The organism is Aeromicrobium sp. IC_218 (assembly GCF_004336805.1).
Taxonomy (GTDB): domain Bacteria; phylum Actinomycetota; class Actinomycetes; order Propionibacteriales; family Nocardioidaceae; genus Aeromicrobium.
In genome coordinates, this window is record NZ_SJXM01000020.1 from 14,731 (window position 1) to 40,376 (window position 25,646).

A 25,646-nucleotide genomic window follows, 5' to 3' on the forward strand; every position below is an offset into this window, starting at 1 on the left:
CACGAATCCCGGCGGAGCGGGCGCGAGGTGAGGGACGCGTCAGGGGCGCTGGCGGTTGCGCACGCGCTCGCCCTTGGCCCGGGCGGCGTCGGCCAGGTCGGCCTGGAACTCGACCATGCGCGCGGTCAGGTCGGGGTCGCCGGCGGCCAGGATGCGCACGGCCAGCAGGCCGGCGTTGCGAGCGTTGCCGATCGACACCGTCGCCACCGGCACCCCGGCCGGCATCTGGACGATCGAGAGCAGCGAGTCCATGCCGTCCAGGTGCTTGAGCGGCACCGGCACGCCGACGACCGGCAGCGGGGTGACCGCGGCGAGCATGCCCGGCAGGTGCGCGGCGCCACCAGCCCCCGCGATGATCACCTCGAGGCCACGGTCGTGCGCCTCGCGGCCGTAGGCCAGCATCTCGTCGGGCATCCGGTGCGCCGAGACGACGTCGGCCTCGTACGCGACGCCGAACTCCTCCAGCGCCGTCGCCGCCGCCTCCATCGTGGGCCAGTCCGAGTCCGACCCCATGACGATCCCGACGCGTGCCTGCTCAGTCATCGACTGCTCCGTTCTCGAGGAGGCGGCCGCCCCGGCGCGCCCGGGCCAGGACGTCCATGAGGTCGTCGCCGTAGGCGGTGACGTGCCCGACCTTGCGGCCCGGCTTCACCTCCTTGCCGTACAGGTGGATCTTCAGGTCCGGGTCCTGGGCCATGACGACGGCGCGCTGGGCCTCGAGGTCGGTGACCTTGCCACCCAGGATGTTGACCATGACCGTCCACGGTGCCCGCGGACGCGTGGATCCCAGCGGCAGGTCGAGCACCGCGCGGACGTGGTTCTCGAACTGGCTGGTGACCGCGCCCTCCATCGACCAGTGGCCGGTGTTGTGCGGACGCATGGCCAGCTCGTTGACGAGCAGGCGCCCGTCGTTGGTCTGGAACATCTCGACGGCCAGCACGCCGGTGACGCCGAGCTCGGTCGCGACCCGCTCGGCGATCTCGCGGGCCTGCTCGGCCAGGTGCTCGGGCAGGTCGGGCGCGGGCGCGGTGACCTCGCGGCAGACGCCGTCCTCCTGGCGCGACTCGACGACCGGCCAGGTGACGACCTCGCCGGACGGGCGACGGGCGGCGAGCGCCGACAGCTCGCGCTGGAAGGCGACGTGCTCCTCGGCGAGCAGCTGGGTGCCGGCCGCGCTCGAGCCGAGCGCCTCGAACGCGGCGTCGGCCTCGGCGAGGGACCGGACGAGCCAGACGCCCTTGCCGTCGTAGCCGCCGCGGGTCACCTTGAGGATGAGCGGGTAGCCGCCGAGCGACTCGGCGAACGCGTCGAGCTCCTGGCGGGTGCTGACCACCGCGTGACGCGGGCCGGGCACGCCGAGCCCGGCGAGCCGGCTGCGCATGGCCGCCTTGTCCTGCGCGTACAGCAGCGCGTCGGGGCCGGGACGGGCGACGACGCCCTCCTCGGCCAGCGTGCGCAGGTGGGTCGGCGGGACGTGCTCGTGGTCGAACGTGATGACCGGCGCGTCGCCGACGACGTCGCGCAGGACGTCCAGGTCGGTGTAGTCACCCACCACGTGGTCGGGCACGACCTGGGCCGCCGACACGTCCGGCGCCTCCGCGAGGAGCCGCACGCGGACGCCCAGGGCGCTGGCGGACTCCTGCATCATGCGGGCGAGCTGTCCGCCTCCGATGATTCCGAGCTCGGGCTTCGTCACCGGAACAGGGTAGCGAGGGGGTTCAGTGGGCCCGGAACGTGCGCCGCCGGCTGACCGCGACCGGCGTGACGAGGCCGAAGCCGCGCAGCGGACGGGCCGGCAGCGGACGCGCCTCGAACTGGTCGTCGGTGAGCGTCTTGGCCGTCTCCTGGTCGACCAGCACGCGGTTGGCGCGGGCCACCGCGGCCATGCGCGCGGCCAGGTTCACCGGCGGCCCGAAGACGTCGCCGAGCCGGCTGATGACCGAGCCGGTGGCGAGCCCGACGCGGACGTCCGGCAGGTCCTTGCGGGCGCCGATCTGGCGGACGAGCTCCAGCGACAGCGTGGTCGCGGTGCGCGGGTCGGGGCAGGTGAACAGCACCGCGTCGCCCAGCGTCTTGATGACCCGCCCGCCGCGCGCGGCGACGATGTCGGTGGCGTGGTTCTCGAAGCCCTGGACGACCTTGGCCAGCCCGATCTCGTCCAGCTCGTTCGACAGCTTGGTGAACCGGGACAGGTCGGCGAACCCCACGGTGACCCGCGTGCTGAGCAGCTCGGAGTCGGCCTCGCCGAGCGCCTCGACGCGGGCGGCCGACGCCGCGAGGTGGCGGCGCCAGGCGTAGCGCAGCACCTCGTCGAAGGTGGGCACGACGTCGGTCGCCACGTCCACCGCCGCCTCGAGCCGGGTGCCCGCGCGTCCCTCGCTGACCTGGCCCTCGACGGCGTCGACGATGACCGAGATCTGCCAGTCGGCCAGCCGCGAGACCAGGTGCCCGATCGCGCGGACGAGCTGGAACAGCGCGTCCGTGGGCAGGGCCTCGTCCCGCTGCAGCTTGTCGATCGCGGTGAGGACGTGGACGTCCTGCTCGGAGTAGGCGGCGGTGTCACCGGCGTCGGGGAAGCCGATCGCGCGCCACAGCCGCTGGGCCAGCTCGGGGTCGACCCCGGCCTGCTCGACGACGTCGGACCCGGTCAGCTCGCGCTGGTCGCCCAGGATGAGCAGGTTGAGCCGGCGGCGCAGGGCGTCTCGCTCGGCCGACGACAGGTGGTGGTGGTCGGGCTCAGACGGACTCATGGCGGCCGCTCGCGCTCCCCTCGGCGTGGATCAGCTCGGTCAGCGTGCGGTGCAGCTCGTCGATGCGCGGGATGTCGAGCAGCCGGAGGCCGGACTGCTCGCTGGCGTCGTGGACGACGAGCGTCCCGCAGCGCAGCACCCGGTCGTTGAGGTTCTTCTCGAACGAGACGTCGTTGACCCGGCTCAGCGGGATGACGCGGCCGTGCCGGGTCAGCAGGCCCCTCTGCTCGACGATCCGCTTGTTGGTGACGGTGTACGTCCAGGTCAGCCAGCGCAGGAACGGCAGGACCGAGCGCCACAGCACGAGCACCAGCGCCAGGCCGGCGACGACCCAGGCCGCGGTGGCCCCGGCCTGCTCGCGGGTCCAGGCGGCCAGGAACCCGCCGGCGGCCGCGACGACCAGCAGCACCACCACCGGGCCGGTCAGCACCTTCACGTGCGTGCGCGTGGACGCGACGACGTGCTCGCCGTCGGTCATCAGCCTGCGCGGGAGCGTCATGACGTCAGTCTGGCACGCAGCGACCCTGCGCCGACGTCATGCCACGGCGCGCACGTGGGTGACGTCGCCGGCGCTGACCGCCTGCCCGGCCACCACCAGGCGTCCCTCGAGGTCGACGGTCTCGGCCGTGCCCTCCAGCGTGCTGCCGTCGGGCATCTCGACCCGCACGCGGCGGCCGAGGGTCGCGCACCGGCGCACGTAGGACTCGCGGACGTTGGTCGGCTCCCCCTCGTCGGCCACCCACGCGCGGTGCAGCGCGTCGAAGGTGCGCAGCAGCTCGCGCAGCACGACGGTGCGGTCGGTGGTGGCCGCCCCCTCCAGCCGCATGGACGTCGCGGTCGGGACGGGCAGCTCGTCGGCGCGCAGCCCGGTGTTCAGCCCGACGCCGACGACCGCGGCGGGACCCTGCGGGGTCACCACGACCTCGACCAGGATGCCGGCGAGCTTGCGGTCGTCCACGAGGACGTCGTTGGGCCACTTGAGCGCGGACGGCACGTCGAACGACCGCACGGTGGCGTCGACGGCCAGGCCGGTCAGCAGCGGCAGCCAAGCCCAGCGGTGCATCGGCACCTCGCGCGGCGCGACCAGCATCGAGACGGCCAGCCCGGACGACCGCGGCTGCTCCCAGCGCCGGTCGAGGCGTCCGCGGCCGGCGGTCTGCTGCTCGGTGACCACGACGGTGCCGACCGGTGCCCCCTCGCGAGCCAGCGCGGCGAGGTCGGCGTTGGTGCTGCCGGTGCGGCCACTGACCCGGACGTCCGCCCAGCTCGTGCGCGTCAGCGCGGTGCGCAGCGCGCGCACGTCCAGGGGCGGTCGGTCGAGGTCCTCGTAGGCCATATGACTAGCCTCACACACCCCTGCGAGGGGCCCTGGATACCCTGAGGCGGTGAGCGAACAGATCGAGGTCCACCCGGAGCTGCACACCACGGCGGGGAAGATCAGCGACTTCCAGCGCCGCCAGCACGAGGCCACCGTCGAGATGGCCGAGCGTGCGAAGGAGAAGCAGCACAAGAAGGGACGCCAGAGCGCCCGCGAGCGCATCGAGCAGCTCTTCGACGAGGGCTCGTTCGTCGAGCTGGACGCCCTCGCCCGCCACCGCAGCGTCGCCTTCGACCAGCAGAGGAACCGTCCGCTCGGCGACGGCGTCATCACCGGCTACGGCACGATCGACGGCCGCCAGGTGTGCGTCTTCAGCCAGGACTTCAGCGTCTTCGGCGGCAGCCTCGGCGAGGTCTACGGCGAGAAGATCCTCAAGGTCATGGACCTGGCGCTCAAGACCGGCAGCCCGATCATCGGCATCAACGAGGGCGCCGGCGCCCGCATCCAGGAGGGCGTCGTCTCGCTCGGCCTGTACGGCGAGATCTTCAAGCGCAACGTGCACGCCTCGGGCGTCATCCCGCAGATCAGCCTGATCATGGGCTCGTGCGCCGGCGGCCACGTGTACTCCCCCGCCGTCACCGACTTCACCGTGATGGTCGACCAGACCTCCAACATGTTCATCACCGGCCCGGACGTCATCAAGACCGTCACCGGCGAGGACGTCTCCATGGAGGAGCTCGGCGGCGCGCGCACGCACAACACCAAGAGCGGCAACGCCCACTACATGGGCCACGACGAGCACGACGCGCTGGAGTACGTGAAGGCGCTCATCTCGTACCTGCCGCAGAACAACCTCGAGGAGGCCGAGGTCTACGACGAGGTCGTCGACCTGGAGCCGGGCGCGACCGACCTGGCCCTCGACACGCTCATCCCGGACTCGGCCAACCAGCCCTACGACATCCGCACCGTCATCGAGGCGACGCTGGACGACGGCGACTTCCTCGAGGTGCAGGCGCTGTTCGCGCCCAACATCGTCATCGGCTTCGGCCGGGTCGAGGGCCGCAGCGTCGGCGTCGTCGGCAACCAGCCGATGCAGTTCGCCGGCTGCCTGGACATCGACGCGTCCGAGAAGGCCGCGCGCTTCGTGCGCACCTGCGACGCGTTCAACATCCCGGTGCTCACCTTCGTGGACGTCCCCGGCTTCCTGCCCGGCACCGACCAGGAGTGGAACGGCATCATCCGTCGTGGCGCGAAGCTGATCTACGCCTACGCCGAGGCCACCGTCCCGCTGGTCACGATCATCACGCGCAAGGCGTACGGCGGCGCGTACGACGTCATGGGGTCCAAGCACCTCGGTGCCGACGTGAACCTGGCCTGGCCGACCGCCCAGATCGCGGTCATGGGCGCCTCGGGCGCGGCGAACATCATCTTCCGCAAGGAGATCGCCGCCTCGGACGACCCGGAGGCGCGTCGCCAGGAGCTGATGGTCGAGTACGAGGACTCGCTCTGCAACCCCTACGTGGCGGCCGAGCGCGGCTACATCGACGGCGTCATCCAGCCGTCGCAGACCCGCGCCGAGATCGTCAAGGCCCTGCGCCTGCTCAAGACCAAGCGCGAGACGCTGCCGCCCAAGAAGCACGGGAACATCCCGCTGTGAGCGAGCACGACGAGCGAACCGAGACGCCGGCCGCGAAGCCGGTGCTGCGGGTGGTGAAGGGCGACCTGACGCCCGAGGAGCTGGCGGCGCTGGTCGCCGTCGTCGCGGCCCGCAACGCCGCCGCGGCCCACGCAGCCGCCCGCGAGGCCGGACGCCAGCGCGTCCGCTCGGAGTGGGGCCACCCGGCTCGTGCGGTGCGTGGATCGCACCGCCACGGCGCCGACCAGTGGCGCCGCTCCGCCTGGGGCTGAGCCCCGGCCACTGCTGATCGTCCGATCCCCGAGCCCGGGGATCCAGCCAGGTCCCCGGGAAGCCTCCCGGGGACCTGCTGCTTCCCCGGCGTCCGTGCCGGGAGGGCGAAGCCGGCCCTCAGGACGGCTGGTCGGCCGTCACGTGGTCCTGGAACCAGTCGCGCAGCTCGGCGGCCGGGGCCGGCCGCGCGTGCAGGTAGCCCTGGCTGACGTCGCAGCCCAGCTCGCGGAGCGCCTCGAGCGTCTCGGCGTCCTCGACCCCCTCGGCCACGACCCGCAGCTGCAGCCGACGCGCGAGCTCGATCGTGCCGGCCACGACCGCGTGCGTCCGCGGGTCGGTCATCAGGCGCCGGACGAACGAGCGGTCGATCTTCAGCTCGTCGACGGGCAGGTCGGCCAGGTAGGCGAGCGAGGAGTAGCCGGTGCCGAAGTCGTCGATGCTCAGGCCGACGCCACGCTCGGCCAGCGACTGCAGCACCGGCGGCACGGACTCGACGTTCTCCATGAGCACCGACTCGGTGATCTCCAGGGTGAGCAGCCCGGGCTCCAGGCCGGTCGCGGTCAACGCCTCCTGCACCAGGCACACGACGTCGCCGTCGGCGAACGAGGACGACGAGAGGTTCACCGAGACCCGGTAGGGGAAGCCGGCCCGGGCCCAGCCCGCGGCCTCGTGGGCGGCCAGCCGCAGGACCCGGCGCGTCAGCGGGGCCATGAGCCCGTGCCGCTCGACCAGGTCGACGAACGCGACCGGGGCCAGCAGGCCGTGCTGCGGGTGCCACCAGCGGACCAGCGCCTCGGCCCCCACGACCTCGCCCGTGCCGGCGTCCAGCTGGGGCTGGAAGTGGACGACGACCTCGCCGCACGCCGGGTCCGGCTCGGGGGCGAGCAGGCCCCGCAGCTGCTCGACCCGCTCGTGGCGCAGGCGCTCGCGCTCGTCCTCGGCCGGATCGTACGCGGCGACCTGGGTGCCGGCCGCGCGCGCCGCGTACATCGCCGCCTGGCCGCGGCGCAGCAGCTCGGTGCCGGCCGGGGCGGGCCGCTCGTCGGGGTGGACGTGGGTGACCCCGACGTGGACGCCGAGCCGCACCACCGCGTCGGGCACGTCGAACGGCTGCGTGACGGCGTCCGCGACGGCGGCGGCGACGTCCAGCGCCCGGTGCTGGTCGGCGCCGGGCAGCAGCACCGCGAACTCGTCACCGGTGACCCGGGCCAGCACGTGACGTCCCTCCAGCAGCCCCGCGACGCGTCCGGCGACCGCACGCAGGACGTGGTCGCCGGTGTCGGGCCCGTAGCGGTCGTTGACGTGCTTGAACCCGCCGAGGTCGAGCACGAGCAGGGCGGCCTCCCGCCGGTCCCGCACGGTGCCCGGCGCGGACGTCAGCGCCGCGACGAGTCCGCGCCGGTTGGCCAGCCCGGTGAGGTCGTCCGTCCGGGCCTCCCGCCGGGCCCGGGCGAGCGACTCGAGCTCGCGCACGATGGCCGAGACCCGGCTGAAGGTGACGACGGTGGCGGCGGCACCGATCGCGGCGGCCACCCGCGTCCGGGCCAGGTCGGAGAACGCCGCCACGGCCAGGACGAGGCTCGCGCAGCCGAGCAGCACGAGCGACCAGGTCGCCGTGACCGACGGACGTGTCCGGTCGCGCCGGACCGGGAGGGCCTGCTGCAGCGCCGCCGTGGTCGCCGTGCACACGACCACGTGGCCGAGGATGCTGGCCCGCTCGGCCACCTCGTAGCCCGCCGCGGCGATCGCGCACTGCACCACGACGTGGACCGAGAACGCACCGACGACCGCCCACAGCCGGGGGTCGCCGCGCATGCCGGTGAGCAGGCCGACGACGACGCACGTCCCGGCGAGCACCGCGCCGGTGGCGAGCTGTCCGAGCCACACCAGGAGCTCCCAGCCGGACCAGGCGGCCGCCGGGGCGGCCAGCGCCTGGACGAGCAGGATGCCGCCGCTCACCGTGACGGCCACGGTGCCCAGCGCGTTGATCCAGTCGCCGACACCCGGCGTCCCGCTGCCCAGACGGTCCCAGCGCAGCACGGCCTGGAACGCGAAGACGGCGCACAGGCTGGAGCCGACGATGAACCCGACGCTCATGGGCAGGTCCGGTCCGACCGCGCGCGCGACCACGTCGGCGACGAGTCCGGCCGCCAGGCACAGTCCGGCGAGCTCGATCGAGCGGTGCGGCCCGTCGTGCTCGTACTGCCGCGCCACCCGCGCCATCCACTGCACCTGCAGGAGCAGGAGCACCGCGACGGCCAGCTGCAGGAACGGGTCGCGGCCGGGCGTGAGCGTCACCCAGGACTGGAGCGCGACGATCACGAGCACCGGCAGCAGGCGTCGGGGGACGCGGACCGGCACAGGGTCGGTGATCATCGTCGTGCGGTCCCCCGTCCTGGTGCCTGCCTCGACCCCGGGCAGGGGGCGGACCCTGTCCATCGGCAGGTCCGCCCCGGACGTGAGCGTCCCGCGCGAACAGGGCCTAGGCTGCCCAGCGATGAGACTCGTCCTCGCCTCCCAGTCCCCCGCCCGCCTCGCGACCCTGCGCGCCGCCGGCCTCGATCCCGAGGTCGTCGTGTCCGGGGTCGACGAGACGCAGGTGACGTCCACCGACCCGGCCAACCTCGCCGCGGCCCTGGCCCAGCTGAAGTGCCGCGCCGTGGCCGAGCGGATCGAGGGCGACGCCCTCGTCGTCGGCTGCGACTCCGTGCTCGCCTTCGAGGGCGCGATCCTGGGCAAGCCGGCCGACGCCGCCGACGCGACCGCCCGCTGGCGGCGGATGCGCGGACGCTCGGGCGTCCTGCACACCGGCCACTGCGTGCGCCGCGGCGACGAGGAGTTCCTCGACTCCGCGTCCACCGTCGTCCACTTCGCCGACGTCAGCGACGCCGAGATCGCCGCCTACGTCGCGACGGGCGAGCCGCTGCACGTGGCCGGGGCGTTCACGCTCGACGGGTACGGCGGCGCCTTCGTGCGCGGCATCGAGGGCGACCCGCACAACGTCGTCGGCATCTCGCTGCCGCTGCTGCGGCTGCTCGTGGCCGACGTCGGCGTCGAGTGGACGAGCCTGTGGCGGCCCCGGGACGAGGCCTGACCTCAGGCCTTGAGCCGCTCCAGGAAGCTGCGCACGTGGCTGTCCAGGCTCGACGACGTGGAGCGCAGGCTCTCGTCGTCGCTGCCGGCGATGCGTGAGTCGAGCGCGTCCACGCTGCCGCGCACGCCCTCGATGGAGGTGACGATGGCGTCCAGCGCCGCCGAGACCGCCTCGATCGCGCCCTGCGACGACCCGAGCTGCTGCTCGACCCGGCGCGAGGCGGCGTTCGTCTCCTCGGCCAGGCGCTTCACCTCGTCGGCGACGACGGCGAAGCCCTTGCCCGCCGCGCCGGCCCGGGCCGCCTCGATCGAGGCGTTGAGCGCGAGCAGCTTCGTCTGGTCCGAGACGTTGCTGATCAGGCCCACGACCTGGCCGATGACCTGCGAGGACTCGGTGAGGTGCTCCACGGACGCACCGGCGCTCACCGCGTCCTCCTGCAGGGCGGTGACGTCACGCAGCATCTCGCCGGCGGTCTGCGTCATGTCCGAGGCCGCGACGTCGACCCGCTGGGAGCTGGAGAGGATCTCGCGCTCGAACTCCAGCACGTCGCTCTCGCGCTGACGGGCGAACGCGGCGATCGCGCGCTCGCTGTCGGCCAGCGACTCACGGGCGGTGTTGATGGTGGTGGCGTGCACGCGGAACGCGCCGGGCAGGCCGCGCAGCAGGAGCCGGCGCTCGTGCCGGCCGGCGGTGGCCGCCGCCAGCGAGGCGCTGGCCTCGCGGACGAACCCGTCGGTGACGTCGATCATCCGGTTCACGTCGCGGCGCACCGCCGGGGTGTCGACCCCGTCGACGTCCGGCAACGGGCCGACCCGCTGCTCCAGGTCGCCCCGGCTCGTCGCCGCGGCGACGCGTCCGAGCTCGGCCACCACCTGGCGCAGCGCCGCGTTCTCCGCCTCCAGCGCCTGCACGGCCTGGCTCCGTCGTCCGATTATCATGCGCTCGCCTCCAGGCTCCACACCCACGCGTCGTAGTCGGTCCCCTGCTCGCGCAGCTGCTCGTCGAGCCACGCCCGGGACGCGTCGGCGGCGGCCGGGCCGGACAGGCCCGCCTCCTGCGTGCGCATCGCGGCGTAGAGCTCCTCGACGGGACGCAGCGCCGAGCGGCGCGGGGCGCGCCGCATCGAGTGGTATCCGGTGATCGCGCCGGTCCGGTCGAACGTCGGCGTCACGTGCGCGAAGACCCAGTAGGCCGCGCCGTCGTGGGCCAGGTTCTTCACGTAGGCGAAGATCTCCTGCCCCGCCTGCACCCGCTCCCACAGCAGCCCGAACACGCCGCCCGGCATGTCGGGGTGCCGGATGAGGTTGTGCGCCGTCCCCACCGCCTCGTCCTCGGTCAGCGCGCTGAAGCGCAGGAAGACGTCGTTGGCGTAGGTGATGCGCCCACGAAGATCGGTCTTGGTGACGATCAGCTCCTCCTCCTGGAGGTGCCGCTCGGCGCCCGTCGGGGCGATCGTGGGGGTCATGGTTCCTTCCGGAGGAGGACAGGGCTGGGCCGTTCCCATCGGCAACCAGCCGCGCCACCTGACCAGGAGTGACCTGGACCACAGGCCTACTCCACGGGCAGGCCGAGCCCCCGGGCGATGAGCATGCGCTGCACCTCGGACGTCCCCTCGCCGATCTCGAGGATCTTGGCGTCGCGGTAGAAGCGCGCCACCGGGTACTCCTCCATGAAGCCGTAGCCGCCGAACACCTGCGTGGCGATGCGCGTCGCCGTCACCGCCGCCTCGGACGTGTAGAGCTTGGCGATGGACGCGGCCTGCTTGAGCTCCTTGACCGGCGCACCGGCGTCCTTCATCGCCGCGGCCCGGTAGGTCATGGTGCGGCCGACCTCGGCCATGACGGCCAGGTCGGCAACCTGGAACGCGACGCCCTGCTTGGCCCCGATCGGCTTGCCGAAGGTGGTGCGCTGGCCGGCGTACTCCACGCACAGGTCCAGGCACGCCTGGACGCAGCCGACGGCGAGCGCGGCAATGGCGATGCGGCCGTCGTCGAGCGTGGCCAGGAACTGGGCGTACCCCCGGCCGCGGTCGCCGAGCAGGTGGTCGGCGGGCACCCGGACGTCCTGCAGGGTCAGCGGGTGGGTGTCGGAGATGTGCCAGCCGAGCTTGTCGTACGGCGCCTCGGCGGTGAAGCCGGGCGTGCCCGCGGGCACCATGATCGCGCTGATCTCCGGACGTCCGCGCTCGTCCGTGCCGGTGCGCGCGGTGACGGTGACCAGCGAGGTGATCTCGCTGCCGGAGTTGGTGATGAACTGCTTGGCCCCGTCGACGACCCACTCGTCGCCGTCGAGCACGGCGCGGGTGCGGGTGGCCCCGGCGTCCGAGCCGGCCCCCGGCTCGGTCAGGCCGAAGCCGGCCAGGCGACGTCCGGCCACGAGGTCGGGCAGCCAGCGCTCCTGCTGCTCGGGCGTGCCGAAGGTCAGGATCGGGTTGATGCCCAGGCCGACGCCCGCCTCGAGCGTGATGCCGATGGACTGGTCGACCCGGCCGAGCTCCTCGATCGCGACGCAGAGGCTGGTGAAGTCGCCGCCGGACCCGCCGAGCTCCTCGGGCGCGGTCAGTCCGAACAGGCCCATCTCGCCCATCTTCTGCACGACGTCGACCGGGAAGTGGTGCGCCTTGTCCCACGCGGCGACGTGCGGCGCGACCTCGCCCTCGGCGAAGTCGCGGACGGCGTGACGGAAGGCCTGGTGCTCGGCGGACAGCTCGAAGGACATGCCCGCAGGTTAACGCACGTTAACCGCGCACGGAAGGCACCCGGGTTACCTACCTCACACGGTGCCGCGAGAGGGGCAGGCCTAGACTCGGGACGCCTGTCGACACCGAGGAGATTTCCGTGAGCAAGCCGCTGTCCAAGGTCCTGATCGCGAACCGCGGCGAGATCGCCGTCCGGGTCGTCCGCGCCTGCAAGGACGCCGGCATCGCGAGCGTCGCGGTGTACGCCGAGCCCGACCGTGACGCCCAGTTCGTCCGGCTCGCCGACGAGGCCTACTCGCTCGAGGGCGCCACCCCGGCCGACTCCTACCTGTCGATCGAGAAGATCATCGCCGTCGCCCAGCGCAGCGGCGCCGACAGCGTCCACCCCGGCTACGGCTTCCTGGCCGAGAACGCCGCCTTCGCCCAGGCCGTCCTCGACGCCGGGCTGATCTGGATCGGTCCCCCGCCGGCGGCCATCGACGCGCTGGGCGACAAGGCCAAGGCCAAGCAGATCGCGCAGAAGGCGAACGCCCCGCTCGCGCCCGGCACCAAGGAGCCGGTCAAGGACGCCGACGAGGTCGTCGCGTTCGCCGACGAGGTCGGCCTGCCGATCGCCATCAAGGCGGTCTTCGGCGGTGGCGGCCGCGGCCTCAAGGTCGCCCGCACCCGCGAGGAGATCCCCGAGCTGTACGAGTCGGCCGTCCGCGAGGCCGTGTCGGCCTTCGGTCGCGGCGAGTGCCTGGTCGAGAAGTTCCTCGACAAGCCGCGCCACGTCGAGACCCAGTGCCTGGCCGACAGCCACGGCAACGTCGTCGTCGTGTCGACCCGCGACTGCTCGCTGCAGCGCCGCCACCAGAAGCTCGTCGAGGAGGCGCCCGCGCCGTTCCTGAGCGACGACCAGGTCGAGCGGCTCTATGCCTCGTCCAAGGCGATCCTCAAGGAGGCCGGCTACGTCGGCGCCGGCACGTGCGAGTTCCTCGTCGCCCGCGACGGCACGATCAGCTTCCTGGAGGTCAACACCCGCCTGCAGGTCGAGCACCCGGTCTCCGAGGAGGTCACCGGCCTGGACCTCGTGCGCGAGATGTTCCGCATCGCCGCCGGCGAGGAGCTGGGCTACGACGACCCCGAGATCCGCGGCCACTCGATCGAGTACCGCATCAACGCCGAGGACGGCGGCCGCGGCTTCCTGCCCGCGCCCGGCACCCTCACCCGCTGGAACCCGCCGTCGGGCCCCGGCGTCCGCGTCGACGGCGGCTACACCGAGGGCGAGACCATCCCCGGCTCGTTCGACTCGCTCGTGGCCAAGCTGGTCGTCACCGGCGCGACCCGCCAGCAGGCGCTGGAGCGCTCGCGCCGAGCGCTGGCCGAGTTCGAGGTCGACGGCATGCCCACCGTCATCCCGTTCCACCGCTCGGTGATCGAGGACCCGGCGTACACCGCCGAGGGCGGCTCGTTCGACGTCTACACGACCTGGATCGAGACCGACTACGACAACCAGATCGAGCCGTACTCCGACGGCGCCGCCGAGGGCGAGGACGCCGGCGAGCGCGAGCGCGTGACCGTCGAGGTCGCCGGCAAGCGCGTCGAGGTCGTCCTGCCCGCGGGCCTCGGGGCCAGCGCGGCGCCGGCCGCCGGCGCGAAGAAGGCCAAGCGCAAGGCCGGCGGCGGCGCCGGAGCCGCGGCCAGTGGCGACTCGCTCACCTCGCCCATGCAGGGCACCGTCGTGAAGATCGCCGTCGAGGAGGGCCAGACCGTTGCCGAGGGCGACCTGGTCGTCGTCATCGAGGCGATGAAGATGGAGCAGCCGCTCAACGCCCACAAGGCGGGCGTCGTGACCGGCCTGAGCGCCGAGATCGGCGCCACCCTCGGCGCGGGCGCCGTGGTGGCCGACATCAAGGACGCCGAGCCGGCCTGACCCGCTCACGCACGAAGGGCCCCCGACCGCTCGGTCGGGGGCCCTTCGTCGTCCGGTGCTCAGACGCGCTGCGGCGCCTGGTCGTCGATCTCGCCGTAGGCGATGCCGGCCGCCCACACCACGAGGGTGACGCCGATCCAGGTGCCCCAGCCCTCGATCTCGAAGCCCTGGTGCGACGAGACCCAGTCGGTCAGCAGCAGCGCGACGAAGGTCAGCAGCAGGCCGCCGGGGACCGTGTAGGCGCGCACGTAGGGCACCCGCCAGCGGCGGACGGCGTAGCGCATGCCGACCCACAGCGCGGTGAACAGCACGACCGCCAGCACGAAGCCGCCGACGCTCATCGAGACGCCGAACAGCCACGCGGCCAGGCCCAGCGAGAGGGCGTTCACCAGGGCGGACGCGAGGGCGGAGGTCAGGATCGGGCGCACCCGAGCAGTATCCCAGAGCCTCCACCGGCCCGTCGCGCTCGGATCAGGCGAAGCCGAACCAGGTCGACTTCAGCCCGACGCCGAAGCGCACCTTGTCACCGGTCAGCGTGGCGCCGCCCTTCGTGCCGGTCAGGACGACCGTGGTGGCGCGTCCGCCCCAGGCACCGCCGCCCACGCGCTTGGTCACCTGGACGGTGCGCAGGGTGCCGATCGACGGCGCCAGCTTCTCCAGCGCGGTGCGCTGCACCGTCGCCTTCCAGGTGTTGTTCGGGTTGCTGCTCCAGGCGTCGTACTTGTCGTCCTGGTTGCGCAGGTACGGCATCGAGCCGGACGCCTGACGGCCACCGGTCGACGACGAGAACTGCGTCAGCGCGGCCGCGCCCTGGTAGGTCAGGAACTGCCCGACCGTCGCGTTGACGGCGTTGCGTCCCCGCTCGGTCTCGGCCGCGTAGCCGCCGTACACCTGGCACGAGGTCGTGTCGCACACGTCGTAGTAGCGCGAGCTGCTCATGGAGCGCACCGCGTACGTGCGGGCCGCCACCGCCTGGGCGCGCACCGCGTTGCCGTGCCAGCTCGTGGGCATCTCGGCCGGCACGACGCCGAGCAGGTACTGCTCGAGCGACAGCACGTTCACGGTCTGCCGGTCGGTCGAGGAGAGCAGGCCCGAGCGCAGCGCGCCGCGGTAGACCTTCTCCTTGCCGCCGGGCAGCACCAGGGTGACGGTGCCGTCGGTCGAGTACAGCTGCACGTGACCGGTCAGCCCGGTGCGCTCGTCCGTCCACGACCCGGTGGACGTCTTGCGCTGCAGGGTCGTGGCCGCCGCCCCGTCGCGCAGCAGGCGGAACTCGGACTGGCCGGTCGGCAGCGTGGACGTGGTGCCACCCACCGACAGGCGCAGGCCCGACTCGGCCTTCACCCGCACGTCGGAGGTGGTGTCGGCGTCGAGCCGCACCCGGATGTCCGTCGACCGCTTCGACAGGCTCGTGCCCGGGTAGTAGTAGGCCAGGATCTGCTGCCACGTCTGGGCGTGGTTCTTGGCCGCGTTGTAGGCGCCGTACTGGCTCATGCCGATGCCGTGGCCGAAGCCGCGGCCCGAGAAGACGACGCTCGTGCCGCTGACCGTCACCTTGTCGGCGGTGGCCGACGGGTTCGACGGGGCCGGGGTGGACGGTGCCGGCGAGGAGGTGTTGATCGGCGCCACCGCGGGGGCCGGGGAGCCGGCCGTCGGACGGGGCCAGCCCCGGCTCACCGAGGGTCCCGAGCGGCTCTTCAGGCGCTTGCCGGACTTGTCGTACGCCCGGGCGGTGCCCGTGCGGACGTCCAGGTCGATGCGTCCCTTCGAGAACGTGACGCGGTACGTCCGCGACGACAGCTTGCGCAGCGACGAGCGCGGGTAGCCGAGCTTGCCGCGGGTCTCCTTGAGCGAGCGGTACAGCTTCTCCGACGTGCCCCAGACCGCGTAGGCGGACGAGCGCGAGGTGCGCTGGTAGATCGTGCCGCCCTCGAAGCGCTGGTAGCGGCCGGACTTGGACATCGTCTTGGTGCGCGGGTAGCCCATGACGCCGCTGTCGCGGCCCAGGCCGGCGTAGCGCTGCAGGATCTTGCCCTCGACCAGGCGGGTGCCGCGGCCGCTCTTGGAGTAGACGTCGCCCTTGGTGAAGATCGTGCGGTAGCCGCCGCCGACCTGCGTCTCGCCGTAGTAGACCGAGCCGGTGCGGCCGCCGCCCAGGCGCGAGGCGTAGCGCTTGACCGCGGTGTTGTAGCCGGCCACGTAGGACGCGACGCGGTCGCGCAGGCCGCCGGACTGGGTCAGCCACGCGTACCCGTAGCGGCCCGGGCAGGCGGTCGCCTTGACGTCGCGGTGGCCCATGATGCGCTGGTACTTGCGGCCGCCGATGGTGACCGTGCCCTTGGCCGGGATGTAGTGGGTGGCCATGCGCCAGCCGATGACCTTGACCACGGCGTTCTTGAGCGGCTCGGTCAGCGGGGCGGTGTCGTAGTTGCCCATCATCGAGACGCCGACCGTGTACTGGTTCACCGCGGTGACGCCGGCGTGCGCGCCGCGCACCATCTTGGCGACGCCGCCGGAGCGGCCCTCGAAGACCTGGCCGTACTTGTCGACCAGGATGTTGTAGCCGATGTCGCACCAGCCCAGGGCGTCCATGTGGTACTTCTGCGCGCTGCGGACGATGCCCGCGGACTGCGCCTTGGTGTAGCTGTTCGAGCCCGCGGTGTGGTGCAGCACCACGCCCAGCGTGCGGCTCGCGACGTTCGGGGAGTCGCAGCGCTTGGCCGCCTTCGCGCCCCAGCCGGCCCGGCTGATGATCCGCGGCGGCGGGGTGAAGCCCGGACGTCCGTCATAGTTCGCGGCGACGAGCTCGAGCGGCTCGGCGTCGACGGCGTCGGGGTCCTCCTGGGCCTCGTCCGGGAGCGCGGGCTCCTCGGGCGCGACCACGTCGGGCTCGACGACCGCGTCGGTGTCGCCCGGGTCGACCATGCTGACCGCGAGGTCGTCCGGCACGACGCCGTTGCTGCTGCGGAAGCGGGCGGCCACGCCGTCGGAGTCGCCGACCCAGATGCCGTCGGTGCCCTCCGTGGCGGCGGTGCCACCGGTCTCGACGTCGACGCTCTCCCAGTCGCCCCACGCACCGTCCTGGTGCGTGCGGACGTCGACCACGACGTCCTCGGCACCGCTGCCGCCGGCCCAGGTGACGCCGACCATCGAGAAGCCCTTGACGTCCTCGCGGACGACCTCGGCCACGACCGGGCTGGACGAGCCCGAGCCGGGGGCGGCGGCCGGCTTGGCCGGCACGGGGACCGAGCGCATGCGCGGCTCCTCGGCCGGCGCGGCCTCGACCGCGGCCTCCTCCTCGACGACCTCGGGCTCCGGCTCGGCGGCCGGCTCCGGCGCCATCACGGCGGGCTCGGGGTCGGCGGCGGGCTCGGGCTCGGGCGCCTGGCTGGTCTCGGGTGCCTGCGGCGTCGGCTGCTCGGCCGGCGCGACCGTCTCGGCCGGAGCGGGCGTCGTGGGCTGGACCTGGGCGGGCACGTCGCCGGCGACGGTGTCGTCCGGGGGGCTCGAGACGACCGCCACGCCCACGACGGCGAAGACGGCGGTGGTCACGGTCAGACGACGGGCGAAGCGCCAGGCCTGCATGGGGGAAGTCCAATCCTGGAGGGCATGCGACAGGTGTTGCGTATGTGACAGAAGTTGCCACGGAGGATTATGCCTGTGGTATCGGCAGGCGTGAACCCCATCTGAGCCCTCTCCTGCGGCGATCTCGCCGCACGGGACCGGGTCAGAGCGTCGTGTGCAGGTGTCGCGCGGCCTCGGCGACCGAGCCGGAGAGCGACGGGTAGACGGTGAACGCGCCCGCCACCTGGTCGGCGGTGAGCGACGACGAGACGGCCAGCGACAGCACGTGGACCAGCTCGCTGGCCCGCGGCCCGACGATGACGCCGCCGACGACCGTGCCGACGCCGCGGCGGGCGAACAGCTTCACGAAGCCGTCGTGGATGCCCTGCATCTTGGCCCGCGCGTTGGACGCCAGCGGGTAGCTGGCGACGTCGACGAGCATGCCCTGCTCCTGGATCGCCTTCTCCGAGAGGCCGACGGTCGCGATCTCCGGGGACGTGAAGATGTTGCTCGACATCTTGCGCAGGTCCAGCGGGTGCACCGCGTCGCCCAGCAGGTGCGACATCGCGATGCGGCCCTGCTCGGCCGCGACGGACGCGAGCATGAGCACGCCGGTGCAGTCGCCGGCGGCGTAGATGCCGCGCGCGTGGGTGCGCGAGACCTTGTCGACCTTGACGAAGCCGCCGTCGTCCAGGCGGACGCCGGCCTCCTCCAGGCCCAGGCCCGCGGTGTTCGGGATCGAGCCCAGCGCCAGCAGGCAGTGCGAGCCCTCGACGGTGCGCCCGTCGGTGAGCGTCACGGTGACGGTGTCGCCGTCGCGGACGACCGACTGCATGCGCGAGCGGCCGAGGACCTCCATGCCGCGGCGGCGGAAGACGTCCTCGATGAGGTTGGCGGCGTCCTCGTCCTCGCCGGGCAGGACGCGGTCGCGGCTGGAGACGAGGGTGACGCGGACGCCCAGGCCGTTGTAGGCGCTGGCGAACTCGGCGCCGGTGACGCCCGAGCCGACCACGACCAGGTGCTCGGGCAGGGTCGTGAGCCCGTAGAGCTGTTCCCAGGTGAGGATGCGCTCGCCGTCGGGCATGGCGTCGGGGCTGACCCGCGGGTGGGCGCCGGTGGCGACCAGGATCGCGTCGGCGTCGATCGTCTCGCGGGTGCCGCCGGACTCGACCTCGACCTGCGACGGGCCGGCCACCACGGCGGTGCCGTCGACGACCCGGGTGCCGGCCTCGCGGACCTTCTGCGCGATGTCGCCGGACTGGGCCTCGGCCAGCGAGGTGACGCGGGCGTTGACCGCGGCCATGTCGGCCTTGATCTCGCGCGGCACCTGCACGCCGAGCTCGGCGGCGCCCGCCACCTCGGTGAGGAAGTCGGACGTGGCGATGAGCGTCTTGCTCGGGACGCAGTCGGTGAGCACCGTGGAGCCGCCGATGCCGGTCTTCTCGACCAGCGTCACGTCCGCCCCCAGCCTGCGGGCGACGAGCGCCGCCTCGTAGCCGCCGGGTCCGCCACCGATGATCGCCACGTGAGTCACGTGCGCCATTGTCCCGCAGCCCGTGCCCGGCTGGCGAACCGGCTCGACCGGCTCAGGCGGCGCGGTACGTGTCGAGACGCGCGGCGAGCTCGGCGAAGAACGCCGTGTTGAGCGCGAAGCCGGCCCGCACCTCCTCCAGGACCCGGGCCTTCTGGCCCTCGTCGAGCGGCATCGCGTCGAGCCGGGCGCGGTAGGCGTCCTTGTAGGGCTTGGGCTTCTCGATGCCGGGAAAGGCGTAGAAGGCCAGCGCCTCGGGACCGGCACCGTAGGTGCGCCCGACGATCCGGCCGATGGCCAGGCCACCGGACAGGTCGCCCAGGTAGCGCGTGTAGTGGTGGGCGACGTAGAGCCCGCCCCACGCGGACGCGGCGCGGATGCGCTCGGCGTAGGCCGCGGTCGCGTCGCTCACCAGGCCCGGGGTCGCGTGACGGCCCCAGTGGGCCAGGTCGGCGTCGATGGCGCCGAGCCGCTCGAGGGCGACGTCACGCACCGCGTCGACGAGCGGGTCGCCGGCCAGGTCGGCGCCGACCTGCTCCAGCGCCTCGTAGACCGGGCGCAGGCCGGTCAGGTAGTCGGCGTAGGCCTGCTCGGTGAGACGTCCCTCCAGCAGCTCGGACATGAAGGACGTGCCCTCGGCCTGCTCGTGCGCGGCCTTGGAGCCCTCGCGCACGACCACGGAGAGCGGCTGGGCGACGAGCTCGGTCTCGACGACGGTCATGCGGACTCCTTTTGGTGACTTGCTGTCAGAAACATGATGACACAGCGTCACCTGATGGTCTACATTTTGGCCAGGCTGCCCTAACTTAGGCTAGCCTCACCCCTCGACGGGGGTCAATGACGAAAGGAACGTCGTGCGCCTCGCCCGTGCTGTCATCGCCGCCTCGGCCCTGCTCGCCCTCGCCGCCTGCGGGGCCCTCCCCGAGCGTGGGCACGCCACCGACGGCGACACTGCCTCGGTCGCGCTGGCCGACGCCACGGCGCTCGACGACCCGCGGTCGTACACCGGGCCGACCCACGCCGGGCTCGGCGAGCTCGCGATCGAGCCCGTCGCCCAGGACGTCGAGCCGGCGCTGCCGGTCACGGTCACCGACAGCCAGGGCACGAAGGTCACCGTCACCGACGCCAGCCGCATCCTCGCCCTCGACGTCTACGGCACGCTCTCGCAGACCGTCTTCGAGCTCGGCCTGGGCGACCGGGTCGTCGGCCGCGACGTCTCGACCCAGTTCGCCGAGGCCGAGGATCTGCCGCTGGTCACCAGCAGCGGCCACGACCTCAGCGCCGAGAAGATCCTCGAGCTGAACCCGTCGGTCATCCTCACCGACACGTCGCTGGGCCCGTGGGACGTCGTGCTGCAGATGCGCGACGCGGGCATCCCGGTCGTGGTCGTCGACGGCGAGCGCGGCCTGGACAACATCGACGACCTCACCCACCAGGTGGCCGAGGCGCTCGGCGTGCCCGAGCAGGGTGACGCGCTCGCCGACCGCACGCAGGCCGAGGTCGAGCAGGTCCGCGCCGAGATCGCCAAGGTCGCGCCGGCCACCACGCAGGGCAAGCTGCGCGCCGCCTTCCTGTACGTGCGTGGCAACGCCGGCATCTACTACATGTTCGGCGAGGGCTCGGGCGCCGACGGCCTCATCGACGCGCTCGGGCTCTACGACGTCGCCGGCGAGATCGGCTGGAAGGGCATGAAGCCGGTCAACGACGAGGGCATCGTCGCCGCCCAGCCCGAGCTGCTCATCCTCATGACCAAGGGCCTGGAGTCGGCCGGCGGCGTCGACGGGCTGCTCGAGCGCCTGCCCGCGCTCGCGCAGACCCCGGCCGGCCAGAACCGCCGCATCGTCGACATGGACGACGCGTTCGTGCTCGGCTACGGCCCGCGCACCGCCGACGTGCTCAACAGCCTCGCCGTCGCCGTCTACGCCCCGGAGTCCGTCGAGGCCGCCGAGTGACCGCCGTCCTGGACTCGCACCCCGAGGCGCCCGCCCTCCCCCGCGCCCGCACGGCGCGCACGTCCGGGCTGTTCCTCGCGCTCGGTGCGCTGCTCGTCGTCATGGTGCTGGTCGCCGCCGGCCGCGGGCACCTGGACGTCCCGCCGATGCAGGTGCTCGGCTCGATCCTGCACCGGGTCGGCCTGGACGTCGGACCGCTGCCCGAGCACCCGCAGGGCGACGCGACGCTCTGGAACGTCCGGTTCCCGCGAGTGGCCCTGGCCGTGCTGGTCGGCGCCTCGCTAGCCACCGCCGGCGCGCTCATGCAGGGCGTGTTCGGCAACCCGCTCGCCGAGCCGAGCGTCGTCGGCGTCTCGACCGGCGCCGCGTTCGCCGCGTCCGTCTCGATCGTCTTCTCCCTGGCCTTCGCCGGCAGCTGGACGACGCCGCTGCTGGCCTTCGCCGGCGGCCTGGTCACGACGCTGCTGGTGTACGTCATGTCGCGCTCGGACGGCCGCACCGAGGTGGTCACGCTCGTGCTCACCGGCATCGCGGTCAACGCCGTCTGCAGCGCCGGCATGGCGCTGATGCTCTTCCTCGGCGACACCGCCGCCCGCGAGGAGATCGTGTTCTGGCAGCTGGGCAGCCTCAACGGGAGCCGCTGGCAGCACGTCGGCATCGTCCTGCCGTTCGTCGTGGCCGGCCTGGTCGGGGCGGCGGTCATCGCCCGCCGGCTGGACGTGCTGGCCCTCGGCGACCGCGCCGCCCGTCACGTCGGCATCGACGTCGAGCGGCTGCGCCTGGTGGCGATCGTGCTGGTCGCGCTGCTGACCGCCGCCGCCGTCTCGTTCGCCGGCATCATCGGCTTCGTCGGACTCGTCGTGCCGCACCTGGTGCGCATGGTCGTCGGCCCCGGGCACCGCGTGCTCGTGCCGGCCAGCGCGCTCGGCGGCGCGGTGCTGCTGCTCGCCGCCGACCTCGTCGCCCGCACCGCCGTCGAGTCCGCCGACCTGCCCATCGGCATGCTGACGTCGCTCGTCGGCGGACCGTTCTTCTTCTGGCTGCTGCGCCGCACGCGCCGCAGCGCCGGGGGGTGGGCGTGATGCTGCGGGTCCAGGACGTCGTCGTCGCCTACGGCGAGCGCCGTGTGCTCGACGGCGTGAGCCTCGAGGTCTCCCCCGGCGAGCTGGTCGCCCTCGTCGGCCCCAACGGCGCCGGCAAGTCGACGCTCATGGGCGTCATGAGCGGCGACGTGAAGCCCCAGCGCGGCCACGCCTCAGTCGACGGCGTCGACGTCGCGGCCTGGCGGGCCAAGGACCTGGCCCGCCGCCGGGCCGTCCTCACCCAGGAGCAGCGGCTCGCGTTCGGCTTCAGCGCCGTCGACGTCGTGCGCATGGGCCGGGCCCCGTGGGCGCGCACCGACCGCGAGGACGAGGACGACCGCGTCGTCGCCGAGTCGATGCTGCGCACCGACGTCGTCCACCTCGCCGCGCAGCCGTTCCCGACGCTGTCGGGCGGCGAGAAGGCGCGCACGTCCTTCGCCCGGGTCCTGGCCCAGGAGACCGAGCTCGTCCTGCTGGACGAGCCGACCGCCGCGCTCGACCTGCGCCACCAGGACCAGGTGCTCGCCGAGGCGCGCGCGCTGGCCCTCGGCGGACGCGCGGTCGTCGCGGTCGTGCACGACCTCAGCGTGGCCGCCGCCTACGCCGACCGGATGGCCGTCCTGCACGGCGGGGCCGTCGTGGCCGACGGCGTCCCCCGCGACGTCCTGCGGCCCGACCTGGTCGGCGAGGTGTACGAGCACCCGGTCGACGTCGTCGAGCACGGCGGCCGGCTGCTGGTCGTCCCGCACCGCCTGCACACCACCCCCACGCCCCAGGAGGAGACCCCGTGGTCGTCCGCTCGTTGATCTGCGCCGCCCTCGTGGCGGGCTCCGTCGCCGCCGGCTCCGCGCCGGCCCAGGCCGCGTCGCGCGTGAGCGTGACCGGGGCCGGCGACCGCACCGCGATCTCCGCGGAGGGGAGCACGACGCTGACCCTGCGCGGCAGCGGCTTCCAGTCGGTGGAGGGCGGGCACGGCGGCATCTACGTCATGTTCGGCACGGTCGACGGCGCCTGGCAGCCCAGCCGCGGCAGCGGCAGCTACGCCTACGTCGCCGACAGCGAGAGCCGGTCCAACGCCGGCTACCAGCGCTTCGTCGCGTTCCCCGGCTCGGACACGTCCGCCGAGGCGAACGGCGGCACCCTCTCGGCCAAGGGCTCGTGGTCGACCCGGCTGACCGTACCCGGCGCCACGTTCACCGCGGTGAACCGCAAGGGCGAGAGCGTGCAGGTGGACTGCCGGACGCAGCAGTGCGGCGTCATCACCATCGGCGCGCACGGCGTGGTCAACGCCAACAACGAGACCTTCACCCCGGTCTCGGTCGCCTCGGGCTCCGGCGGCACGACCGCGCCGAGCGCCAGCTCGACCGCCCAGCAGCCCGCCGCGACGCCGAGCACCGCCGCCCCGGTCGTGGGGTCGCGCAAGCCCAAGGCCGCGATCGACCCCGCCACGGCCGTCGAGGGCCACGTGCTGACCTTCACCGCCACCGGGTTCCGCCCGCAGGAGCAGGTCGTCGTCTCGCTGGACGGCGGCGTGGCCGCGGTCGGCCCGCTGACCACGGGCGCCGGCGGCGAGCTGGCCGGCGTCCTGCAGCTGCCGGCGACCGTCGAGGCCGGCACCCATGTGCTGTCCCTGACCGGCGCGCTGTCCGGCGCCGCGCCCGCCCTCAACTTCCCGGTGAGCCGCGGCTCCGTCACCGACGTCGCCCCGGCGGCCGAGGAGGACGAGGGCCGCACCTGGCTGCCGGTCGCGTTCGCCGTGGTCAGCGCGGTGGTGCTGCTGGGGGCGGTCGGCTTCCGTGCCGTCCGGTTCCTGCGCCGCCCGGTCGAGGAGCGCAGCCGTGCGTGAGCGTCACGTGACGCGCCTGCGGCTCGGCGTCGCCGGGGTCCTGGCGGCCGTCGGGCTGGTCGTCCTGCCCTGGCCCGCCCCCAGCGCGCAGGCCGCGGTCGAGACGGTCGACGACGCCTCGTTCACCTGGGCGATCAGCGGCTACGCCCAGAAGGGCATCTTCGGCCCCTGGGAGATCAGCGGCCCGTCCGGCGACGCCCGCACGGTGACCACCACGGCGTCCGAGCTCGACCTCTCCCCGGTGCCGGCGACGTCGCTGCCGTCCGGCACGTCCACGGTCCACGCGGTGCGCTTCACCGGGGGCGACGGGACGATCGACCGGGCGACCGGCGAGGCGTCGCTGCGCTGGAGCGGCCGCTACACGGTGAACGCCTACCCGTCCTCGTTCGGCGCCCCGGCCGAGGTCTACTCCGACCCACGGCTCGACGTCGCGGCCGACGGCTCCGGCACGCTCACCATGGAGCTCACGCTGGCCGCCGGCCAGGACATGAGCGGCAACCCGACGCCGCCGCGCTCGTTCGGCCGGCTGCCCCTCGTGACGTTCTCCGCCGGCTCGATCACCGGGCTGGACGACGACGGCTTCCGGCTCGTCCCCGACTACCGCGGGGTGAGCGTGACGCTGCCGTCCGGCGCCACCGCGCAGACCCGCAGCTGCTCGACCTCGGGCGGGGCGACGGGCTGGTGGGGCGCGTGGCCGCAGGACCTCCTGACCGCCGTCGGTGACACCAGCATCGCCGCGCACTTCTACTCCACCGGCTGCGCCGGCATGCAGGACAACAAGCCGCCGCTCCCGGTCGACGTGTCGTTCGGCGCGCCCGACGAGCCGACGACCCCGACGCCCACCACGCCCACGCCGACCACCCCGGCACCCACGACGCCGACACCGTCCCCCTCGACGCCGCAGCCGGACGACCAGGACGACGCGGACGCCTGGACCGTCGACGACGCGCGGCTGCGCTGGGGCGTGAACAACGAGTCGAACAACCGCTCGCACGCGCCGCAGCGCTACAACTTCCTGTCCGCCGGCAGGCTCCCCGACCCGGGCAAGGGCGGCCAGTCCGTGACCGCGGCGCAGTGGCGCCAGTCCGCCGGCGACGTCCGCGTCGAGAAGTACGTCGACGGCAAGGGCTACGTCCCGGCGACCTGGAACGGACTGAGCACCGGGTCCGACGGCGCCCTGGACACGTCCCCCAGCGACGGCGTGTTCACCCGCCACCAGGTCGTGCTCGACGGCGGCACCGGACGCCTCGACCCGGCCACCGACAGCGGCACGATCCGCTGGAAGGGCTCGTTCAGCGTCGTCCTCTACTCCGGCCTCACGTTCTTCCACGTGAGCGACCCGACGCTCGTCGTCCGCGACGGCCGCGCGCGCGTCACCGCGACGCTGAGCGGCTACGGCTCGGACCAGGCCGACCAGTCGGTCTGGCGGGCCATCCCCGCGCGCACCGTCACTCTCGCCGATCTCGGCCGGGTCGACCTGAAGGGCGACTCCGGCTTCACCGTCAGCCCCGCGTACGACCGGGTGATGGTCGACGTCGGCGACGGCACGCCGCAGATCCGCACCGGCAGCGGCTGGGGCTCGTTCCCGCAGTCGTTCGTCGACTTCCAGCGCGAGGTCGGCACCGCCGCCTTCTGGTACTCCAGCGGCGGCGCGACCGACGCGGCGAAGAAGGCGCTGCCGCTGAGCGTCAGCTACGACGCGGACGCCCCGGTCTCGCCGGTGGTGCCCGACGACGCCGCGGCCCCGGCCGCGACGAGCCCCGGCACGTCCGCCCCCGGCACGACGTCCGCGCCGACGCAGGTCACCGCGCCCGCCGCGGCCGCCCCCGTCCCGGTCCCGGCCGGCACCCCGGTGCCGCTCGCGTCCGGGCCGGCCCGGACGCTCGCCGGCGCGCCGGCGGTGCGACCCGCGTCGTCGACGGCGTCGGGCCTCCTGTCCGGCGACCGCGGCTGGTGGGTCGGCGGCGGGCTGATGCTCGCCGCGGCC

General features: G+C 73.5%; 21 protein-coding genes and 1 pseudogene. 9 read left to right on the top strand and 13 right to left on the bottom strand.

The window, feature by feature from the left end; all coding sequences use genetic code 11:
• Window positions 1–39 precede the first annotated feature (39 nt).
• The 5 genes from purE to E0W78_RS15885 are packed head-to-tail and all read right to left on the bottom strand — an operon-like array spanning window position 40 to window position 4,086.
• The gene (gene purE / locus E0W78_RS15865; protein WP_131404911.1) at window positions 40–543 is read right to left on the bottom strand and encodes a 5-(carboxyamino)imidazole ribonucleotide mutase; all 504 of its coding nucleotides are present in this window, start codon (window positions 541–543) and stop codon (window positions 40–42) included.
• On the bottom strand, window positions 536–1,696 hold the full coding sequence (locus E0W78_RS15870; protein ID WP_131404912.1) for a 5-(carboxyamino)imidazole ribonucleotide synthase: 1,161 nt from the start codon (window positions 1,694–1,696) through the stop codon (window positions 536–538). Before E0W78_RS15870 ends, purE begins: the two co-directional genes overlap by 8 nt.
• Before the next feature lie 22 nt (window positions 1,697–1,718).
• The gene (locus E0W78_RS15875) at window positions 1,719–2,750 is read right to left on the bottom strand and encodes an adenylate/guanylate cyclase domain-containing protein (RefSeq protein WP_131404913.1); all 1,032 of its coding nucleotides are present in this window, start codon (window positions 2,748–2,750) and stop codon (window positions 1,719–1,721) included.
• Window positions 2,737–3,249: a PH domain-containing protein gene (locus E0W78_RS15880; protein WP_131404914.1), complete on the bottom strand. Its 513-nt coding sequence runs from the start codon at window positions 3,247–3,249 to the stop codon at window positions 2,737–2,739. The genes E0W78_RS15875 and E0W78_RS15880 overlap by 14 nt, the downstream gene beginning before the upstream one ends.
• Before the next feature lie 36 nt (window positions 3,250–3,285).
• A complete protein-coding gene (locus E0W78_RS15885; RefSeq protein WP_131404915.1) occupies window positions 3,286–4,086 on the bottom strand; it encodes a biotin--[acetyl-CoA-carboxylase] ligase in 801 nt (266 codons plus the stop codon).
• A 49-nt stretch (window positions 4,087–4,135) separates the two neighbouring features.
• Between E0W78_RS15885 and E0W78_RS15890 the strand changes: the two genes are divergently transcribed.
• A complete protein-coding gene (locus E0W78_RS15890) occupies window positions 4,136–5,725 on the top strand; it encodes an acyl-CoA carboxylase subunit beta (RefSeq protein WP_165570542.1) in 1,590 nt (529 codons plus the stop codon).
• The gene (locus tag E0W78_RS15895; RefSeq protein ID WP_165570543.1) at window positions 5,722–5,976 is read left to right on the top strand and encodes an acyl-CoA carboxylase epsilon subunit; all 255 of its coding nucleotides are present in this window, start codon (window positions 5,722–5,724) and stop codon (window positions 5,974–5,976) included. The genes E0W78_RS15890 and E0W78_RS15895 overlap by 4 nt, the downstream gene beginning before the upstream one ends.
• A gap of 118 nt (window positions 5,977–6,094) precedes the next feature.
• On the opposite strand, the gene E0W78_RS15900 is transcribed toward E0W78_RS15895, so the two are convergent.
• Window positions 6,095–8,353: a bifunctional diguanylate cyclase/phosphodiesterase gene (locus E0W78_RS15900; protein ID WP_131404916.1), complete on the bottom strand. Its 2,259-nt coding sequence runs from the start codon at window positions 8,351–8,353 to the stop codon at window positions 6,095–6,097.
• Window positions 8,354–8,474: 121 nt separating this feature from the next.
• Between E0W78_RS15900 and E0W78_RS15905 the strand changes: the two genes are divergently transcribed.
• Window positions 8,475–9,071, top strand: coding sequence for a nucleoside triphosphate pyrophosphatase (locus E0W78_RS15905; protein ID WP_131404917.1), 597 nt, complete (start codon window positions 8,475–8,477; stop codon window positions 9,069–9,071).
• A 2-nt stretch (window positions 9,072–9,073) separates the two neighbouring features.
• Here E0W78_RS15905 and E0W78_RS16985 read toward each other — a convergent pair whose 3' ends face one another.
• The 3 genes from E0W78_RS16985 to E0W78_RS15920 all read right to left on the bottom strand — a co-directional run bounded on the left by E0W78_RS16985 (window position 9,074) and on the right by E0W78_RS15920 (window position 11,789).
• Window positions 9,074–10,009 carry a methyl-accepting chemotaxis protein gene (locus E0W78_RS16985; protein WP_207392793.1) on the bottom strand — a complete coding sequence of 312 codons (936 nt, stop codon included), beginning with the start codon at window positions 10,007–10,009 and terminating at the stop codon, window positions 9,074–9,076.
• Entirely contained in the window at window positions 10,006–10,536 is a 531-nt protein-coding gene (locus E0W78_RS15915) for a PAS domain-containing protein (protein ID WP_131404918.1), read from the bottom strand. The genes E0W78_RS16985 and E0W78_RS15915 overlap by 4 nt, the downstream gene beginning before the upstream one ends.
• A gap of 86 nt (window positions 10,537–10,622) precedes the next feature.
• Window positions 10,623–11,789, bottom strand: a complete 1,167-nt coding sequence (locus E0W78_RS15920) for an acyl-CoA dehydrogenase family protein (RefSeq protein ID WP_131404919.1) — start codon at window positions 11,787–11,789, stop codon at window positions 10,623–10,625.
• 113 nt (window positions 11,790–11,902) lie between these two features.
• Here E0W78_RS15920 and E0W78_RS15925 point away from each other — a divergent pair, with 113 nt between their 5' ends.
• Entirely contained in the window at window positions 11,903–13,684 is a 1,782-nt protein-coding gene (locus tag E0W78_RS15925) for a biotin carboxylase N-terminal domain-containing protein (RefSeq protein ID WP_131404920.1), read from the top strand.
• A gap of 59 nt (window positions 13,685–13,743) precedes the next feature.
• Here the strand turns inward: E0W78_RS15925 and E0W78_RS15930 are convergent, their stop codons facing one another.
• The 4 genes from E0W78_RS15930 to E0W78_RS15960 all read right to left on the bottom strand — a co-directional run bounded on the left by E0W78_RS15930 (window position 13,744) and on the right by E0W78_RS15960 (window position 19,500).
• Window positions 13,744–14,112 carry a phage holin family protein gene (locus E0W78_RS15930; protein ID WP_131404921.1) on the bottom strand — a complete coding sequence of 123 codons (369 nt, stop codon included), beginning with the start codon at window positions 14,110–14,112 and terminating at the stop codon, window positions 13,744–13,746.
• A gap of 43 nt (window positions 14,113–14,155) precedes the next feature.
• The gene (locus E0W78_RS16655; RefSeq protein ID WP_165570544.1) at window positions 14,156–17,269 is read right to left on the bottom strand and encodes a SpoIID/LytB domain-containing protein; all 3,114 of its coding nucleotides are present in this window, start codon (window positions 17,267–17,269) and stop codon (window positions 14,156–14,158) included.
• Between the two features lie 142 nt (window positions 17,270–17,411).
• Window positions 17,412–18,782 carry an NAD(P)H-quinone dehydrogenase gene (locus E0W78_RS15955; protein ID WP_207392794.1) on the bottom strand — a complete coding sequence of 457 codons (1,371 nt, stop codon included), beginning with the start codon at window positions 18,780–18,782 and terminating at the stop codon, window positions 17,412–17,414.
• A gap of 52 nt (window positions 18,783–18,834) precedes the next feature.
• Window positions 18,835–19,500, bottom strand: coding sequence for a biliverdin-producing heme oxygenase (locus E0W78_RS15960; RefSeq protein ID WP_131404923.1), 666 nt, complete (start codon window positions 19,498–19,500; stop codon window positions 18,835–18,837).
• A 133-nt stretch (window positions 19,501–19,633) separates the two neighbouring features.
• On the opposite strand from E0W78_RS15960, the gene E0W78_RS15965 reads away from it, so the two are divergent.
• The 5 genes and pseudogenes from E0W78_RS15965 to E0W78_RS16660 form a co-directional block, all read left to right on the top strand.
• Entirely contained in the window at window positions 19,634–20,731 is a 1,098-nt protein-coding gene (locus tag E0W78_RS15965) for an ABC transporter substrate-binding protein (RefSeq protein WP_131404924.1), read from the top strand.
• The gene (locus tag E0W78_RS15970; RefSeq protein ID WP_131404925.1) at window positions 20,728–21,813 is read left to right on the top strand and encodes an iron ABC transporter permease; all 1,086 of its coding nucleotides are present in this window, start codon (window positions 20,728–20,730) and stop codon (window positions 21,811–21,813) included. The genes E0W78_RS15965 and E0W78_RS15970 overlap by 4 nt, the downstream gene beginning before the upstream one ends.
• Window positions 21,813–22,619 carry a heme ABC transporter ATP-binding protein gene (locus tag E0W78_RS15975; protein WP_165570546.1) on the top strand — a complete coding sequence of 269 codons (807 nt, stop codon included), beginning with the start codon at window positions 21,813–21,815 and terminating at the stop codon, window positions 22,617–22,619. Before E0W78_RS15970 ends, E0W78_RS15975 begins: the two co-directional genes overlap by 1 nt.
• Window positions 22,601–23,659, top strand: a complete 1,059-nt coding sequence (locus E0W78_RS15980; RefSeq protein WP_131404927.1) for a hypothetical protein — start codon at window positions 22,601–22,603, stop codon at window positions 23,657–23,659. The genes E0W78_RS15975 and E0W78_RS15980 overlap by 19 nt, the downstream gene beginning before the upstream one ends.
• Window positions 23,652–25,646 (top strand): annotated as a pseudogene (locus E0W78_RS16660) (hypothetical protein); the annotation flags it as partial. The gene E0W78_RS15980 and the pseudogene E0W78_RS16660, both read left to right, overlap by 8 nt.